Here is a 17,174-nt window from a genome sequence, read left to right on the forward strand (position 1 = left end):
CCCAAAGGAGAAATCAGGGTGCGCCAAGCAACAGTTTATATTGATAGCACTGCGCTTCAATATAATTTAAACCGTGTCAAACAACTTGCACCAAACTCAAAGATTGTGAGTATGGTCAAAGCCAATGCCTATGGACATGGAGTCAAAGACTGTTTAGCAGCCTTAAATAACACCGATGCTTTTGGAGTTGCGACTCTAGAAGAAGCACTTGAGCTTCGCGCTCAAGGTTCAAAGCATCCGATTACCCTCATTGAAGGTATTTTTAATGCCAATGAAATGCTTGCTGTTTTAGAGCATCAACTTGAATGCGTAGTACACCATCAGCAACAAATCGACTGGTTATTAAAATATAAAGATCAATATATTCAACACGGTTTAAAAGTCTGGATAAAACTTAACAGTGGAATGAACCGTTTAGGTTTTAAAATTGATGAAATTATTGATGTCATTATGCATTTAAAAAATGAAGGATTTCATTGTGTATTGGCAATGCACTTTGCAAATGCAGATGTGCCAGATCATCCGATGAACCAACAACAAATCCAACAATTTTTGCACATTAAACAAGTTTGCGCCCCCATTGAAGCCTCATGTTGTAATTCAGCAGCAATATTTAACTGGCCAGAACTACATTTTGATTATGTACGCCCAGGTATTATGCTTTATGGTGCAACTCCATTTGCAAACAAAAGCGTTGCTGATTTAAATTTAAAGCCAGTCATGACTTTTACTGCCCGTATTATTGCGCTTAACCATATTCAAGCGGGTGATTCTGTTGGTTATGGGTCATTATTTACTGCCGAAGAAGCGATGGATATTGCGATTGTTTCGATTGGCTACGGCGACGGCTATCCGCGTGCGTACATCAAACAAAATTATGTTGCATTTAATGGTGAACTTAGGCGTGTAATTGGGCGTGTCAGTATGGACATGATTGCCATTGATGTGACAGGTTTAAATGCAGCGTTAGATAGTGAAATAGAGCTTTGGGGACAATACCGTTTGGTAGATGATGTCGCTGAAGCCAATGGTACAATTGGATATGAGTTGCTTTGTCGTTTAAGTAATCGACCGATTCGACGAAAAATTGAAGTATAAGTCAGATCAACCCATGCTTATGCATGGGTTTCTGCTTCTGCATCTTTTAAAATATCGAGAAGTTTTTCCAATAAATCGGCTTTAAGCAAAAAAGGATTAAAAGTTTCACTGCCAATTTCAGCAAAAAAACTTTTAATTTCACTACGCTTACTCACATATTTCATTGACCAGTTTTGAAAATTTACCTGCTCGGAAAATTTCTCATCCAAAATATGAAAGTGCGAATGACGTGGATCACTCTTAATCGAATCTAAAAGTTTTAGAACTTGCTCCTTTTCACCTTCTAAACACTGAAAAAAATAATTATCGGCAAAATACAAGACTCCTTGAATTTTGTGAACATAATTAAAATGCATCGCTGTCGTCAAAATTTCTCTCAAATCAACCATCAACTGTTCTGGTGTCGAAGTAGTTTGGCTTGCATAACAAATCTGGTAGCTCATAGTAATTATTTTTCTTCAGGGGATAGAATGTTCATTATGCCTGCCCTATTCTATTATTCCAAATAATCATCTGAAGGTTTTGGAATTTCGTGCAAGCCTGCGCGTAGAATTTCTGACCATTGTTTACTAATTTTCTGAAAATACTCATCATCCTGCGTAACACGCTTTCCTTTCGGCATTTCAAGACTATCGATATGATAAACCAACACATCTAAGGGTAAACCGACCGAAACATTCGAACGTAAAGTGGAGTCAAATGAAAGTAAACTACAGCGTAATGCTTCATCTAGAGGCATGTCATAGGTCAAAGCACGATCCAGAATTGGTTTGCCATACTTACTTTCTCCAATCTGGAAAAATGGCGTATCTTTGGTCGCGCAAATAAAATTACCTTGCGGATAAATATTATAAAGTTGGTGCTCGCTTTCTCCAATTTGCCCGCCTACAGTCAAGCTACAGTAGTAATTACTTTGCTCAAGCGTATCTTCTGTAACATCTTCGATCACTTTGCGTAGCGTACGCCCGACTAATTGAGCAACTTCAAACATCGTATTTACGGTATATAAATTAGGTTGCTCTTGTAGCTCAAGCTGATTTCTCAAATGACCAATCACAGCCTGTGTCGTCGCCAGATTTCCAGCAGTCTGAATCGCAATAAACCGATCCTTTAACTTGCCAAAAGTATAAAGCTTCCGAAATACCGAAATCTGATCTACACCTGCATTGGTACGCGTATCGCTAATAAAGACCAAACCATCTTTTAACCGTAAGGCACAACAATAAGTCATCGTTTTCATTCCATTCAACAAGCTAGCACCTGCACTGTTGATCGCATTTTTTCTACACCACCTTTTTCACGAATCCCACGCACTGGAGCGACATCAAAATAATCACGACCAATTGCAACGTAAATATGTGAAGAAGGCTCAAACAATTGATTACTCACATCGAAACAATACCATTGTTTATCCAGAAATACTTCAGCCCAAGCATGACTTGCCAGATGAGGTGCGTTTTTATCGTACAAATAACCAGAAACATATCGTGCAGGCAAGTTTAAAGCCCTACACATGGCAATCATCAAATGTGCATGATCCTGACAAACGCCTAGACCTGCATAAAATGCTTCTTTTGCTGTCGACTGGACAGTCGTTGCATCTGGACAATATGCAACCCTTAATAAAATCTGTTCAGCTAAAACAATCAATTCCTTCAAGGAACGCCTCTTTACAAACTGGTTTGCAAATTCGAGCATATGAGCATCCCATAAAGTCGCATAGGTCGGCTGCAAAAAAAGCGATAAGGGTAGATTTGCTTGATAGCTATCATTTCCACCATGATGTAATTCAACGATTCCTTGTGCCATGATTGTTAAGTGCTGATAATCAAAACGCTGTGAAGAAGTAATCCATAAATTGTTAAAAGCATCCTTTTTAAGCACTCGCTCACCTGGGACACTAATGTCCCAGTAATGAACATATTGGTGGTGCGAACTTTGAGGAATCATCTTAATATATTGAATACTGTTACAGGCATTTTCACTATAGCTATAATGCGTTTGATGATTCACCATGAGTTTCATACAGGGGCCTCAAACATGAGCTGAAGTTGGTCATGGAAATGGTAAAAAGACATCAAATCAGGTTGATGCTTTAAATCAAGCCATGCTGTTTCAAGCGCTAACCACCCATAATTTTTCAAAGCTAAAACTGTTTTATCAAGTTCATCAAGCAAACTTTCAGGATTTTGTTTAAAACGTAAAGTAGCGTCTAACTGCTCGATCTTTTGACCTAAACCAAAAAACAGTAAAATATCTGTATCGGTTTCGGCTTCCAAAATCTCATTGCATTCTTGTACTACATTACAAATATAACCTGATTGCTCACCCGCATTGCGAATAAGTGCATTAAGTTCAGCATAAGCTTTTGCAGGCAAAACCGCGCGTAGCTCATGAATATTGTCACTTGCATGGCTAAATTGTTTCATTAATGAATAAGGCTGTTCAGTGTCTAACGCTAATTCATTGAGCGATGCTGCATCATAGGCAGGCAAGCAAAAAGCATGACAAAATTCAATTGCAGCCTGATCCTGTGTAAAAGGGATTCGGCTGCAAAAAAAGTTAATGCGCATTAGATAGCGGCCTAACCAATAAATATGTTGTGCATTTGAACTCAGTAAAATCATAGTTTCTTCCTTGTTTAAATGAACATTGATCAAGAATGTAGTGCTTCAACAACCCAAGTGTCTTTAATTCCTCCACCTTGTGATGAATTCACAACAAGCGAACCTGCTTTCATAGCGACACGAGTCAAACCGCCTGGCACAATTTCAGTCCGATACGGCGATGACAACACAAAAGGACGTAAATCAATATGACGCTCTGCGATGCCATCCTGTGTCAGGGTTGGAGCAACAGAGAGTTCAAGTGTAGGCTGTGCAATATACAGATGTGGATGTTCCAGAACTTTTTTTCTGAATTCCGCAATTTCGCTTGTAGTTGCTTGCGGCCCAATCAACATTCCATACCCACCAGAGCCTTGAGCCTCTTTGACCACAAGTTGTTCCAGATTTTGAACGACATAATCCAGTTCATCATCACGACGACATTGATAAGTCGGTACATTTTTAAGAATGGGTGTTTCATTCAGATAAAAATTAATCATATCATCGACATAAGGATAAACTGATTTATCATCAGCAACACCTGTACCAGGTGCATTTGCAATCACAACATTGTGCTGCAAATAAGCAGACATTAGACCTGCTACACCCAACGTACTATCGGGTCGAAAAGTAAGTGGATCGAGAAATGCATCATCAACGCGACGATAAATAACATCGACTCGTTGGCGACCTCGAATGGTTTTAACATAAACACGATCATTTTCTACAAAAAGATCACGACTACTAACCAGTGGCACACCCATTTCACGTGCTAAGAAAGCATGTTCATAATAGGCACTGTTGAAGCGTCCAGGGGTTAACACCACAATAAAAGGCTGATCAACATATGCATTTTCCTCCAAAATCGCACGGAGTAATGTTGGATATTGTTCGATTTCTTGTAACGGGTTCGCCGCGCATAACTCAGGCATCAGTTTTTTACTAATTTTTCGGCTTTCGATCATATAAGAAACCCCAGAAGGTGTTCTTAAATTATCTTCCAGAACAAAAAAAACACCTTTTCCATCACGAATAATATCGATTCCACTAATTTGCGAATAAATTTTTCCTTTTAAGTCGTGATTCAACATGTGTGGCTGAAAAGCTTCATGAGTCATAATCTGCATTTGAGGCACAATTTGCTCTTTCAAAATGTGTTGATCATGGTAAATATCATCAAGAAATAAATTGAGTGCCTTAACACGCTGTTCACAGCCTTTGGATATTTTCTCCCATTGCTTTTTCTCAATCACTCGTGGAATGAGATCGTAAGGAATTGTTCTTTGCGTACCTTCTTCTTCGCCGTAAACCGTAAAAGTAATTCCTTCATATAAAAAATGTTGTTTTGCTTCGATATTCAGTTGTTTCAATTGATCCAGACTATGAACCGACAGCCATTGCTCTATCTTTTTAGAAACTTCACCACTGGATGTCACATCGTCCAGCATTTCATTAAAAAATTTTGATTTTAGCTGTTCAAATAAATTGGTATTTACACTTAACTGGTCAATGAATAAAGACTGGCTACTTAATACTCCGCTCACTTTATCTTTCATATATTGCTCACCTACGGCATGCATCTCTTTATCTTCTTCTAACATATTGACCCGCCTTTTTTCTTGTTGACTCATTATCCTAACAAGCAAATACAGTGCCACTTATGGCAAATACTTACTTTACTTATCGGAAAATCGGCTATTCTATTCAACAGTGTTCTTGTAGAAAGTTGTATCGGGATATATGCAATATTTCTGTTACATTCTTGCTAAAACAGCCAAGTTTTTTTATTGTGTTGCTATTCAAAACATTATTGACTAATTCAACGATCGACTATGTCCTTACAAGAAAAAGAAACCTCCAATAGCCTGCATCGACAATGGCAAATTTTATCGCGCTTATCGACAGGTAAATGGATGGGTACACGTGAATTACAGGAAATGCTGGAACGTGAAGGTGTAGATATTAGCCTGCGGACTATTCAACGAGACTTAAACCAGATCGCACAACGCTTCCCGATCGAGAGTAATAAAACCGTGCCACAAGGCTGGCGCTGGCGCTCCGATGCTCCCATTCAAAGTCTGCCACATATGACTAGCTCTCAAGCAGTGACCTTTATGATGGTAGAAGAACACTTAAAGCATTTATTGCCGAATAGTCTGATCGAAGAAATGAATCCGTGGTTCGATCTGGCACGACGTAGTCTCTCGACTCAAAACAATGTGCGTCAATGGATCAATCGCGTGCGTATTGTGCCCGCCAGTCAACCATTAATTCCTCCTTTAGTCGATAAACATGCACAGCAAGCCATTTATGAAGGATTACTACAAGACAAACAAATTGAATGTATTTATCGACCAAGAAGTATCAATGCAGAAGAAAAAAGCTATATTTTAAATCCGCTTGCACTGGTACAAAAAGGTGCGATTATTTATCTGATTTGTACTCGACATGATAAATCTGATGTACAAACATTTGCTCTGCACCGTTTTAAATCAGCAAATGTACTAAATTCACGCGCTTTACACCCTGTAAACTTCGACATTGATCAATATATAGACTCTGGTGCTTTAGGTTTTCGTGTTGACTATAACAAACCGACTGAAATCGTCGAATTAAAACTCACCATGACTGAAAATACTGCGCAAAGTTTTTATGAAAGTCAGCTCAGTAAAGACCAAACTATTACGTCTATTGATGAAAATATTGTAGAAATAAAAGCAACTATTCCCTTTACATCTCAGCTGGTGTGGTGGCTACGTAGTTTTGGTAAAAAAATTCTACATATCGAACCAATTGAAGTTCATCACGCAGTTAAGGAAATTGAGACTCAATAAAAAAGAGAGCATATAGCTCTCTAAGATTGTTATTTATTTATCGTTAAACAAAACGTTATTATGTTTATTGTTGATAAAATACTGGCATCCATTATCCCAAGCCCCGACACCAAAGAAAATGGATACCAATCCTTTTGGGAACAATGACTCAACATAAGCATGCTAAATCATAACCATTATAACGAATCGATTTCATGGTCATGGTGATCACCTCTATAGTTTTAAATGTAAAATCACTATAAAAAAATTCTTCGATCTTGAGAAATAATAAAATAAGCACGTCAAATGTATTTAAATTCTTAAGAGTATTTTATATATCATTTTAATTTAAATAAAAAAGCCCAGTTGAGACTGGGCTTTTTTATATTCTGATTGCGTTTACATCATCTATTATGCAATTTTCTTGCTTTGATTATTTTTACGAATCGTAATCATCACTAATTGTACCGCCGCAGGAGTCACGCCTGGGATACGATTGGCTTGTGCTAATGTTTCAGGGCGTACCGTTTTTAACTTTTGCGTAATTTCACGAGATAGACCAGAAACCACATCATAATCAAAATCTGCTGGAATTTTGGTTTCTTCCAAGCGCTTCATTTGAGCGACATCTTCATGTTGACGATTAATATATCCTTGATACTTAACCGCTATCTCAATCTGCTCACCGACTTGCACTGAAACCTGAGAATCAGTCAATTCAGCAATTTGAGTGAAATTAACATTTGGACGTTTAAGTAAATCTATTGCACTGGATTCCTTACTTAAATCAGCACCCGTCATTTCCACAAACTTTTTGCCCATTGGATTGTTTGGTGCAGCCCAAAGATGCGCCAAACGAGCCGTTTCAGTTTCTACAGCTTCCATTTTTTCACAGTAAGCAGCCCAACGGATATCATCAACCAAGCCCAACTCACGACCCGCAGGGGTTAAACGCTGATCTGCATTATCTTCACGCAACATCAAACGATATTCTGCACGAGAAGTAAACATTCGGTACGGTTCTTTGGTTCCCAAGGTAATTAAATCGTCAACCAATACGCCCAGATAGGCTTGGTCACGTTTTGGTGTCCACTGCTCTTGATCCCATGCACGACGCGCAGCGTTCAGACCTGCAAGCAAGCCTTGTGCGCCCGCTTCTTCGTATCCTGTTGTTCCATTGATCTGACCAGCAAAATACAAATTATTGATGGCTTTCGTTTCAAGGGTAAATTTTAAAGCCTGCGGGTTGAAATAATCGTATTCAATCGCATAACCCGGACGCAAAATATGCGCATTTTCCATACCACGAATCGAACGCACCAATTCAAACTGCACATCGAACGGTAAAGATGTTGAAATGCCGTTTGGATAAAGTTCATGCGTATCCAAACCTTCTGGCTCTAAAAACACCTGATGAGATTCTTTATCAGCAAAACGGTGAATTTTATCTTCGATGGATGGACAATAGCGCGGCCCTACACCCTCAATCACACCTGTATACATTGGAGAACGATCAAGACCTCCACGAATAATCTCGTGAGTTTTTTCATTGGTGTGTGTGATGTAGCAATTCACTTGCTCTGGATGCATCGAAACATCCCCCATAAAGGACATCACTGGTGATGGAAAATCACCCGGTTGCGGAGTCATTACAGAAAAATCAACTGAACGCGCATCGATACGTGGTGGAGTACCTGTTTTTAAACGACCAACAGGTAAATTTAATTCGCGTAAACGATGTGCCAATGCAATTGATGGAGGATCACCTGCGCGACCACCACTCGATTTTTCCAATCCAATATGAATGACACCACCTAAAAAAGTACCCGTGGTCAATACAACTGTTTTGGTTTCAAAGTGTACGCCCATTTGGGTAATCACACCTTTAACAGTATCACCCTCAACCACTAAATCGTCAGCGGCTTGCTGAAAAATATCCAAATTTGGCTGATTTTCAAGCGTATATCGAATTGCAGCCTTATAGCGTACACGGTCAGCTTGCGCACGCGTCGCACGAACAGCTGCACCTTTACGAGAATTTAGTATACGGAACTGGATACCACCTTTATCGGCAGCTAAAGCCATTGCACCGCCTAAAGCATCAATTTCACGAACCAGATGCGATTTACCAATTCCGCCAATGGCTGGATTACAGCTCATTTGCCCTAGCGTTTCAATGTTATGCGTCAAAAGCAATGTCTGTCGCCCCATACGTGCAGCAGCAAGCGCCGCTTCCGTACCTGCGTGACCACCACCAATAACAATAACATCATAAATTTTAGGGTAATGCATGGCTGAAAAACACCAAGAAAAAAGGACGAAAGATTATATCAAAAAACCCTCTAGCAATATGGTTTTTTTACAAAAATAAAGACACAAAATTTACACCAATATACAAGATGTGACATTTTATATAACTATTTCAGCATAAAACGAATTAACTTTTTAAAAACCGACTCTTAGAATAAGACTGTGTCAGTGCTTTATAGTTAAAAACCTAAAATCAACTTTAAAAAAGGTATTGAAATGAAAAACATCATGTTAAAAACAATCGCTGTATCTGCTTTACTTCTTGGTGGTATGACGCTAGCGAATGCTGAAGAAGCGACTGTGAGCAAGGCTGAAACCAATGCACAGATCAAAGCATGTGCTAAGAAAAAGCAAGGTGACTGGGCAACTTATGGCTATAAAGGCGTTACTTTCAATGGTGTTTGCCAGCCAAATGAAAATGGTAAATTGCAATTTAAAGCGCCTGCTCCATAATTGTAAAACTGTTTTAATTTAATCTGTAAAAACACAGGCTTATAAGCCTGTGTTTTTTTATGGAAAAAATAATACTTCTGCTTATAAATATAATTTATCCGATTGAAATATATTCAATTATAGTTAAATTCTATGACATCTGGATATAAAACAACAAAAGGAAATAAGATATGGATTCTGGAATAATTACGATTTTTTTACCCATAGCACTTGCCATCATTATGGCAGGTCTGGGGCTAGAGTTACGCCCGCAGGACTTTAGTCGTGTGGCGAAACATCCTAAAGCCGTTTTTCTGGCTTTATTTTGTCAACTTGTAATTTTGGTCGGTATTGCATTTGCAATTTGTAAATTATTTTCACTTCCCCCTCTTTTGGCTGTTGGCGTGATGCTACTGGCAGCGTCACCGGGCGGGCCTACAGCAAACTTATTTAGCTATCTTTATAAGGGCGATATTGCACTCAATATTACGTTAACAGCGATTAATTCTGTGATTGCAGCATTTACCTTACCCTTTATTGTCAATTTGGCGATTCAACATTTCATCAAAGATGGTCAAGAACTTGGACTTCAATTTTCAAAAGTAATTCAAGTTTTTATTATTATCATTGTGCCTGTCTGTTTAGGCATGCTTATTCGTTATTTTTCACCGAATATTGCAGATAAGTTGCATAAACCAGTGCGAACTTTTGCTGTCATTTTTCTTATTCTGATTATTATCGGTGCTGTAGCAAAAGAGCGAAATAATATTTTGCAATATATTACGCAGGTGGGACTAGCAACTTCTTTATTTTGTATCGTCAGTTTACTTATTGGTTATTTTGTTCCGCGTTTATTTGGAATTAATCGCCCTCAGGCTCGCGCATGTGCTTTTGAAATTGGTATACACAATAGTACACTGGCAATGACCATTGCTCTCACCATACTTGCAAGCACCACTATTGCAATGCCTGCGGCAGTTTATTCAATATTTATGTACGTATTTGCTGCTATTTTTGGAACCTTGTTAAATCATTATGATTCCCGAAGTACAGATCAATCATGATCAACATCAAATAATTAATTTTTTTGTCAATTGAATCGATCACTTGCTGAAATTATTACTCGAGTGATCCATTTATCCGCTACAATAGTTTTTTTCAAATAAAATTTAGGTCTTATTCCCGTGAAGTGGTTACAAATACACATTACTGTTGATCAAGCGCAAGTGGATTTTACAGAAACATTACTTATGTCCTTAGGTGCAGTAAGTGTAACTCTGGATGATGCCGAAGATCAGGCACTGCTTGAACCACTTCCAGGAGAAACTCCACTGTGGAATAAAGTCATTGTGACGGGTATTTATCAGGAAGATGAACAAGATCCTATCGATGTTGAAATACTTCAGGCATTCTTAAAAGAACAACTTCCCGATGTGCCTATGCGTCATGAACAGCTTGAAGATCAAGTCTGGGAACGTGCGTGGATGGATTATTATGAACCAATTCAAATCGCAGAAAAGTTCTGGATCGTACCTGAATGGTTAGAAGCTCCAGACAGCAATGCGGTTAACATTAAACTTGATCCAGGTCTGGCGTTTGGTACAGGCAATCATGCCAGTACTTTTCTATGTCTACAATGGTTAGGTCAAACCGATCTTAAAGATAAAATTGTAATCGATTATGGCTGTGGTTCGGGTATCTTAGGTGTTGCGGCATTATTACTTGGTGCAAAAAAAGTCTATGCGACTGACATTGACCCACAAGCAGTTTTAGCAACCAAACAAAATGCCGAACTCAATCATGTACTTGATCGTTTATTTGTCGGTTTGCCTGAAGAGTTCAATAGTGAATTTAAATCACAAAAAGCAGATGTTTTAGTGGCTAATATTTTAGCCGCCCCGCTTATGGCACTTGCGCCAGAGTTTGCAACTTTACTCAAATCTGAGGGAGAGTTTGCACTCGCAGGTGTAATCGAAGAGCAAGTTGCTGATGTTACTGGTGTTTATTCTGAATTTTTTGATATAGTACACATCGAGAAGCGCGAAGAAAACTGGTGTCGTATATCAGGGAAACGCCAATAACAAATAATAGTAGATGAAAGCTCCATGAGTGAAAAACAAACCCGCTGCCCTAAATGTCTGACAATATATAAAGTCTCACTGACACAATTGACAGTTGCGCGGGGTATGGTTTGTTGCCCTAAATGTAATTTGAATTTTAATGCGCTTACTAATCTTGTAGCGACTGAAGACAATTCTGTCAGCCCGCTTCAATACTCCCCTTTACAGCAAAGTTCTGTTTCAGCCTCTTCTTTTCAATATAGCAGTTATAATGTATTGGATATTTTTAATCGTAGAATTGAAAATTCAAACATAGACTTACTCACTTATCTCAATAATCTAAATTATTTCCAAAATGATGAAATCAGTAGCTTTCCTCAACTTAATCTTGCAGAAAGCGATAGTCTTGGATTAGATGCCAATCCAAAGCATCGTAAAAAACATAGTCTGCAATATTACGTTATCTGGAGCTTTATTAATTTCACTTTGTTTAGTATTTTGGTTTTTCAAATTTTATGGTTTAACCCAAGGATTATGCATAACAGCCCTGTTTTAGGCGCTATGTTTAACCACTTATGTAGTGTATTTAGTTGTAAGAAACTTGAAGAAAAATATACGCTATTGACCATTAATAAAGTTAAAGTCGTTGCAGTTGAACGCCATAAGACCCGTTTTTCAGGGGTTTTGGTCAATTATCATGATAAAAGTCTTCAACTTCCTTTGCTCAAGCTTACTTTAAAAGACAAACATGAAAGTAACAGCATTATTTTGAAGCCACAGGACTATTTACCCGAGAATTTAAAAAGTATTCAGCGTATCCCAAAAAATCTGCCTTATAAGTTCGAGTTTACGATTAATCAGTCCAGAAAAAGCTTCAATGATTATACTTTGGAAATAGTCCACCCCTAATCACTAAAAAAAACATAAAAAAAAGTAAAAAAAATGCAGTTAATTTGCTCACTTTTTCCTAGACAATGGTATTATACGCGCCACGAAAGCTTGACCCTACAACATCTTCGGATTTATCCACAACAATTACTGTCGTCATGTGTGCTTTATTGAGTAATAGCGCATTGCGTGGCTTTTTTGTTTTTGAATCTGGGCTGTAACAAATATTAAACTATTGTTACGCTTATTTTTCGCACAATATACAGAGTTGTGGCAAGCTGTTGTTTCCATGTTTTAGAACCTCTGTTTTAGGATCTAAAACGGGGTTCATTATTTTAGACCACATTTAAATACTGCTTTACCCAAGCGGTATATGATTTTCGGATTAACTCGCATGAATAGCAAATCTCCTATTTTTACTGCACAATCTGATGTTGCTCTTCGCATCCACGTGGATCGCGCAGTTCGCCATTATTTTGCACAACTGCAAGGTGAGCAACCATCACAAGTTTATGACATGGTGCTAGCAGAAATGGAGAAACCTCTTTTATCTGTCGTTTTAGAATACACCCGTGGCAATCAAACACGTGCTGCGGAGATTCTAGGACTTAACCGTGGAACTTTACGCAAAAAGTTAAAAGCTCACGGCTTAATGAGTGAATAAATGATAAAATGCTCACGTCCTGTGGGCATTTTTTATGCCTATTTGTTTTAATCTGTAAACTTAAACCGTTGACTTAATCATGACTATTAAACGTGCTTTAATTTCTGTTTCTGATAAAACAGGAATTGTTGAATTTGCTCAAAATCTTGCAGCTTTAGGGGTAGAAATTTTATCTACTGGCGGTACATACAAGTTGCTTAAAGACAATAATGTTGCTGTCGTAGAAGTTTCTGAACACACAGGCTTCCCAGAAATGATGGATGGTCGCGTAAAGACCTTACATCCTAAAATTCACGGTGGAATTTTGGCTCGTCGTGGTCTGGATGAAGCCGTTATGCAGGAACACAATATCGATCCGATTGATCTGGTCATTGTCAATCTTTATCCATTTGCTGCAACTGTTGCTAAACAAGATTGCTCTTTGGAAGATGCCATTGAAAATATTGATATTGGCGGTCCAACCATGGTTCGCGCAGCAGCAAAAAACCATGCATCAGTCGGTATTGTGGTGAATGCAAGTGACTATGCTACTGTGATTGCAGAGCTTAAAGATTCTGGCGCGCTATCTTATAACACCCGTTTTGATCTTGCGGTAAAAGCCTTTGAACATACTGCACAATACGACGGCATGATTGCTTCTTATTTAGGTGCACGTGTAGGTAAGGCTGAAGGCGAAGCAGATTTATTCCCGCGCACTTTTAATACTCAATTGGTTAAAGCTCAAGACTTACGTTATGGCGAAAACCCACATCAGTCTGCGGCGTTTTATGTTGATCCTGCTGCTAAAGAAGCCTCCGTTTCAACTGCAAAACAGCTACAAGGCAAAGAGTTGTCTTATAACAACATTGCCGATACCGATGCAGCACTTGAATGTGTGAAATCTTTTGCAAAACCTGCCTGTGTCATTGTTAAACATGCTAACCCTTGTGGTGTTGCAGTGTCATTAGATGGTATTAAAGCGGCGTATGATCTTGCATATGCGACAGATACCGAATCTGCTTTTGGTGGCATTATTGCATTTAACCGTGAGCTAGATGTTGAAACTGCACAAGCGATTGTTGATCGTCAGTTTGTTGAAGTGATCATTGCACCGAGCATTGCAAATGGTGTACTTGATGTTACTGGTGCAAAAAAGAATGTTCGCGTCATGGTGTGTGGTGAGCTTCCTGCAATTGATGAACGTACTCCACAACTAGACTATAAACGTGTCAATGGTGGTTTATTGGTTCAGGATCAAGATTTGGGTATGATCAAAGCATCTGACCTTAAAGTAGTCACTGAACGTGCTCCAACTGAACAAGAAATTGATGATCTGATATTTGCATGGAAAGTTGCGAAATATGTGAAATCAAATGCAATTGTTTACGCTAAAAATCGTCAAACTATTGGCGTTGGTGCAGGGCAAATGAGTCGTGTAAATTCTGCTCGTATTGCAGCAATCAAAGCAGAACATGCTGGACTTGTAGTTGAAGGCGCAGTTATGGCCTCTGATGCATTTTTTCCATTCCGTGATGGTATTGATAATGCAGCTAAAGCTGGCATTAAATGTATCATTCAACCGGGTGGTTCAATGCGTGATGAAGAAGTGATTGCAGCAGCCAATGAACATGGCATTGCGATGGTATTTACAGGTATGCGTCATTTCCGTCATTAATTTGACTGATTTTTAAAGTATAAGAAATTTTTGACTTTAAGCTGATCGCCCTCTTCTTTTGAAGAGGGTCTTCTACATCAAGAATCGTGTAAAAGTCTGGATCAGTTTATGGATTCATGGAGTATGAACCCAATGAATATTCTTGTTTTAGGTAGTGGTGGTCGTGAACATGCACTTGCTTGGAAAATCGCGCAAGATGCTAAAGTCACTAAAGTTTTTGTTGCGCCAGGTAATGCAGGTACAGCAACCGAAAATAAATGTGAAAATGTTCAAATCGACATTTTAAACAATCCAGAAATTATCAACTTTGCTAAAAACAACCATGTTGACCTGATTATTGTTGGACCAGAAGCGCCTTTGGTCAACGGTATTGTCGATGCAGCACGTTTGGCAGACTTAAAAGTTTGGGGACCCACTCAGTACGCAGCACAACTTGAAGGTTCAAAAGCCTTTGCCAAAGATTTTCTTAAAAAGCACAATATTCCAACTGCCTTTTATGAAGTCTTTACAGAAGTAGAACCTGCCAAAGACTATATCAAAAAACATGGTGCGCCAATCGTCATCAAAGCAGATGGTCTCGCTGCGGGTAAAGGTGTCATTGTCGCAATGACTGAAGACGAAGCATTTGCTGCGATTGATGATATGCTAGCTGGCAATAAATTTGGCGATGCTGGTTCACGTGTAGTAATTGAGCAATTCCTTGCAGGCGAAGAAGCTTCTTTTATTTGCATGATTGATGGTCAAAACATTTTACCAATGGCCACCTCTCAAGATCATAAGCGTATTTTTGAAGGTGATCAGGGACCTAATACAGGTGGTATGGGAGCATATTCCCCTGCCCCAGTCGTCACTTCAGATGTATTTGATCGTGTGATGACTGAAATTATGCGCCCAACCGTTGAAGGTATGGCACGTGATGGTCACATCTACACAGGTTTTCTTTACGCGGGTTTAATGATTGATGATCAGGGACAACCTCGTGTCATCGAATTTAACTGCCGTTTTGGCGATCCAGAAACACAACCTATTATGATGCGTTTAAAATCATCTTTGGTTGATCTGGTTGAAGCTGGTATCGCAGGTAAACTCCCTGCTCAAGCCGAATGGGATGAACGTAAATCGATAGGTGTGGTACTTGCTGCTGAAGGTTATCCTGAAACTGTACGTAAAGGCGATGTTATTTCTGGTTTAGGTCAATCTCCTGAAGGTACTAAAATTTTCCATGCAGGGACTAGCATGAAAGATGATGGTCATGTCGTTACCGCAGGTGGTCGTGTACTTTGCGTAACAGCCTTAGGCGACAGTGTCCTTGAAGCTCAAGTGAATGCTTTAGAAGTGTGTGGTCAAGTGACTTTTGCAGGTATGCAATATCGTAGTGATATTGGTTATCGCGCTATCGCACGTGAAAAAGCAGATAACTAAATAATTCAAACCTCTATTTATTCTTTTTTAGAATAAATAGAGGTTTTTTATTTTTCAAAAATTGATCAAATTGCTAAAAAATCTGAAGTGATAAAGTTACTTTATACTGTAACTTAATAACCATAGCAGAAATTATTAATGATTTACCCTTTTTCTTTTTGACATATAACAAGATATCTTTATACTCACTTTTTTTGATTTAAAAGCAATTTTTGTGCTTAAATTTCAAGCATAGTAGGGTCTGTTGACAATTTACAGATGGTTGCATAGCTAAAATCAACAGCTCCTTATTTTCTACTTAGCTTTCACTCTTACATTGATTTAGCCTGACTAAATCCAGGAACTCAAGCAATGAAAAAACTGTTTAGTGTTTTTTTAAGTATTGCAGTCATTGTTCTCGCAGCTTGTTCAAAACAACCTGAAGACAATAAAGCTTCTGCACCTGCAAATGCTTTGCATAAAATTACGCTTGCCTCTAGTGGTTCAGATACAGATATCTGGCGTTTTATCGCACAACTTCCAGAAACCAAACAAGCAGGTATCGAACTTGATGTAAAAAACTTTACTGACTATGTTTCGATGAATACTGCTGTTGCAAATAAAGAAATTGATGTCAATGCCTTCCAGTCTTATGCTTATCTGGTTGCATTTAATGCGGGAAACAAATCTAAAATTGCTCCATTGGCAACAACTTATTTAGAACCAATGGGAATTTATTCAGATAAAATCAAGAAGATTGAAGACTTCACAAATGGCGAAACTATTGCCGTTCCAAACGATCCTGCCAATGAAGCTCGTGCCTTATTATTGCTTCAAACTGCGGGCTTGATTAAGTTAAAACCTGAGTTTGATGTCGCTAAAGGCTCTCCTGCTGACATTATTGAAAATCCGAAGAAACTCGTGATTAAAGAAATTCCAATGGCAACTTCTGTTCGCGTAAAAAGCGAAGTGGATGCAATTGTATTAGGTAATGTATTGGCAATGGAAGGTGGTTTAAATGTGCTGAAAGATTCAATTTTTCATGAGCCTGTAGACCAGTCAACCAAAATGAATGTGAATGTTCTTGCTGTAGCAGAAGATCGTCAAAATGACCCTGAACTGTTAAAATTAAAAGACCTCTATCACTCTGAACCTGTGAAACAATTCATTCAGGAAAAATTTCAGGGCACAAAAGTTGATGTAAATGAACCAATCAGCTACCTGACTGGCGAAAAACAGTAATATAAT

Annotated in this window: 16 protein-coding genes; 10 read left to right on the forward strand and 6 right to left on the reverse strand. The window is 38.6% G+C overall.

The window, feature by feature from the left end; all coding sequences use genetic code 11:
* Positions 1-18 precede the first annotated feature (18 nt).
* Positions 19-1,098 carry an alanine racemase gene (alr, locus tag A7A69_RS09865; protein WP_187349215.1) on the forward strand — a complete coding sequence of 360 codons (1,080 nt, stop codon included), beginning with the start codon at positions 19-21 and terminating at the stop codon, positions 1,096-1,098.
* A 17-nt stretch (positions 1,099-1,115) separates the two neighbouring features.
* On the opposite strand, the gene A7A69_RS09870 is transcribed toward alr, so the two are convergent.
* The 5 genes from A7A69_RS09870 to A7A69_RS09890 are packed head-to-tail and all read right to left on the reverse strand — an operon-like array spanning position 1,116 to position 5,260.
* Positions 1,116-1,541 (reverse strand): BLUF domain-containing protein, encoded by a 426-nt coding sequence (locus A7A69_RS09870; RefSeq protein WP_120369027.1) that lies wholly within the window; start codon positions 1,539-1,541, stop codon positions 1,116-1,118.
* A 53-nt stretch (positions 1,542-1,594) separates the two neighbouring features.
* The gene (locus A7A69_RS09875; protein ID WP_120369026.1) at positions 1,595-2,329 is read right to left on the reverse strand and encodes a proteasome-type protease; all 735 of its coding nucleotides are present in this window, start codon (positions 2,327-2,329) and stop codon (positions 1,595-1,597) included.
* A gap of 14 nt (positions 2,330-2,343) precedes the next feature.
* Positions 2,344-3,123 carry a transglutaminase family protein gene (locus tag A7A69_RS09880; protein WP_152877275.1) on the reverse strand — a complete coding sequence of 260 codons (780 nt, stop codon included), beginning with the start codon at positions 3,121-3,123 and terminating at the stop codon, positions 2,344-2,346.
* Positions 3,120-3,725: an alpha-E domain-containing protein gene (locus tag A7A69_RS09885; protein ID WP_152877277.1), complete on the reverse strand. Its 606-nt coding sequence runs from the start codon at positions 3,723-3,725 to the stop codon at positions 3,120-3,122. Before A7A69_RS09885 ends, A7A69_RS09880 begins: the two co-directional genes overlap by 4 nt.
* 29 nt (positions 3,726-3,754) lie before the next feature.
* Complete coding sequence (locus A7A69_RS09890; RefSeq protein WP_421721590.1) at positions 3,755-5,260, reverse strand: circularly permuted type 2 ATP-grasp protein; 1,506 nt, start codon at positions 5,258-5,260, stop codon at positions 3,755-3,757.
* Between the two features lie 276 nt (positions 5,261-5,536).
* On the opposite strand from A7A69_RS09890, the gene A7A69_RS16715 reads away from it, so the two are divergent.
* Complete coding sequence (locus A7A69_RS16715) at positions 5,537-6,538, forward strand: helix-turn-helix transcriptional regulator (protein WP_120369022.1); 1,002 nt, start codon at positions 5,537-5,539, stop codon at positions 6,536-6,538.
* Positions 6,539-6,928: 390 nt separating this feature from the next.
* Here the strand turns inward: A7A69_RS16715 and mnmG are convergent, their stop codons facing one another.
* Positions 6,929-8,809, reverse strand: coding sequence for a tRNA uridine-5-carboxymethylaminomethyl(34) synthesis enzyme MnmG (gene mnmG / locus A7A69_RS09900; protein WP_152877281.1), 1,881 nt, complete (start codon positions 8,807-8,809; stop codon positions 6,929-6,931).
* 234 nt (positions 8,810-9,043) lie between these two features.
* On the opposite strand from mnmG, the gene A7A69_RS09905 reads away from it, so the two are divergent.
* The 8 genes from A7A69_RS09905 to A7A69_RS09940 all read left to right on the forward strand — a co-directional run bounded on the left by A7A69_RS09905 (position 9,044) and on the right by A7A69_RS09940 (position 17,168).
* Positions 9,044-9,280 (forward strand): hypothetical protein, encoded by a 237-nt coding sequence (locus tag A7A69_RS09905; protein WP_004997431.1) that lies wholly within the window; start codon positions 9,044-9,046, stop codon positions 9,278-9,280.
* A gap of 170 nt (positions 9,281-9,450) precedes the next feature.
* Entirely contained in the window at positions 9,451-10,323 is an 873-nt protein-coding gene (locus A7A69_RS09910) for a bile acid:sodium symporter family protein (protein WP_152877284.1), read from the forward strand.
* 120 nt (positions 10,324-10,443) lie between these two features.
* Entirely contained in the window at positions 10,444-11,340 is an 897-nt protein-coding gene (prmA, locus tag A7A69_RS09915; RefSeq protein ID WP_187349216.1) for a 50S ribosomal protein L11 methyltransferase, read from the forward strand.
* A 24-nt stretch (positions 11,341-11,364) separates the two neighbouring features.
* Complete coding sequence (locus A7A69_RS09920) at positions 11,365-12,228, forward strand: DUF3426 domain-containing protein (RefSeq protein ID WP_120369018.1); 864 nt, start codon at positions 11,365-11,367, stop codon at positions 12,226-12,228.
* Positions 12,229-12,601: 373 nt separating this feature from the next.
* Positions 12,602-12,871: a DNA-binding transcriptional regulator Fis gene (fis, locus tag A7A69_RS09925; protein WP_001086304.1), complete on the forward strand. Its 270-nt coding sequence runs from the start codon at positions 12,602-12,604 to the stop codon at positions 12,869-12,871.
* A gap of 79 nt (positions 12,872-12,950) precedes the next feature.
* Positions 12,951-14,525, forward strand: coding sequence for a bifunctional phosphoribosylaminoimidazolecarboxamide formyltransferase/IMP cyclohydrolase (gene purH, locus A7A69_RS09930; RefSeq protein WP_152877286.1), 1,575 nt, complete (start codon positions 12,951-12,953; stop codon positions 14,523-14,525).
* 132 nt (positions 14,526-14,657) lie between these two features.
* Positions 14,658-15,947 carry a phosphoribosylamine--glycine ligase gene (gene purD / locus A7A69_RS09935; RefSeq protein ID WP_152877692.1) on the forward strand — a complete coding sequence of 430 codons (1,290 nt, stop codon included), beginning with the start codon at positions 14,658-14,660 and terminating at the stop codon, positions 15,945-15,947.
* Between the two features lie 351 nt (positions 15,948-16,298).
* The gene (locus A7A69_RS09940) at positions 16,299-17,168 is read left to right on the forward strand and encodes a MetQ/NlpA family ABC transporter substrate-binding protein (RefSeq protein ID WP_120369015.1); all 870 of its coding nucleotides are present in this window, start codon (positions 16,299-16,301) and stop codon (positions 17,166-17,168) included.
* Positions 17,169-17,174: the final 6 nt, after the last annotated feature.

Source organism: Acinetobacter guerrae, from assembly GCF_009372255.1.
GTDB classification, from domain to species: domain Bacteria; phylum Pseudomonadota; class Gammaproteobacteria; order Pseudomonadales; family Moraxellaceae; genus Acinetobacter; species Acinetobacter guerrae.

Coding starts and splice junctions, on each gene's coding strand:
- A7A69_RS09870 (WP_120369027.1), bottom strand. CDS start 1,541: ATGAGCTACCAGATTTGTTATGCAAGCCAAACTACTTCGACACCAGAA.
- A7A69_RS09875 (WP_120369026.1), bottom strand. CDS start 2,329: ATGACTTATTGTTGTGCCTTACGGTTAAAAGATGGTTTGGTCTTTATT.
- A7A69_RS09880 (WP_152877275.1), bottom strand. CDS start 3,123: ATGAAACTCATGGTGAATCATCAAACGCATTATAGCTATAGTGAAAAT.
- A7A69_RS09885 (WP_152877277.1), bottom strand. CDS start 3,725: ATGATTTTACTGAGTTCAAATGCACAACATATTTATTGGTTAGGCCGC.
- A7A69_RS09890 (WP_421721590.1), bottom strand. CDS start 5,260: ATGAAAGATAAAGTGAGCGGAGTATTAAGTAGCCAGTCTTTATTCATT.
- A7A69_RS16715 (WP_120369022.1), top strand. CDS start 5,537: ATGTCCTTACAAGAAAAAGAAACCTCCAATAGCCTGCATCGACAATGG.
- mnmG (WP_152877281.1), bottom strand. CDS start 8,809: ATGCATTACCCTAAAATTTATGATGTTATTGTTATTGGTGGTGGTCAC.
- A7A69_RS09905 (WP_004997431.1), top strand. CDS start 9,044: ATGAAAAACATCATGTTAAAAACAATCGCTGTATCTGCTTTACTTCTT.
- A7A69_RS09910 (WP_152877284.1), top strand. CDS start 9,451: ATGGATTCTGGAATAATTACGATTTTTTTACCCATAGCACTTGCCATC.
- A7A69_RS09920 (WP_120369018.1), top strand. CDS start 11,365: ATGAGTGAAAAACAAACCCGCTGCCCTAAATGTCTGACAATATATAAA.
- fis (WP_001086304.1), top strand. CDS start 12,602: ATGAATAGCAAATCTCCTATTTTTACTGCACAATCTGATGTTGCTCTT.
- purH (WP_152877286.1), top strand. CDS start 12,951: ATGACTATTAAACGTGCTTTAATTTCTGTTTCTGATAAAACAGGAATT.
- purD (WP_152877692.1), top strand. CDS start 14,658: ATGAATATTCTTGTTTTAGGTAGTGGTGGTCGTGAACATGCACTTGCT.
- A7A69_RS09940 (WP_120369015.1), top strand. CDS start 16,299: ATGAAAAAACTGTTTAGTGTTTTTTTAAGTATTGCAGTCATTGTTCTC.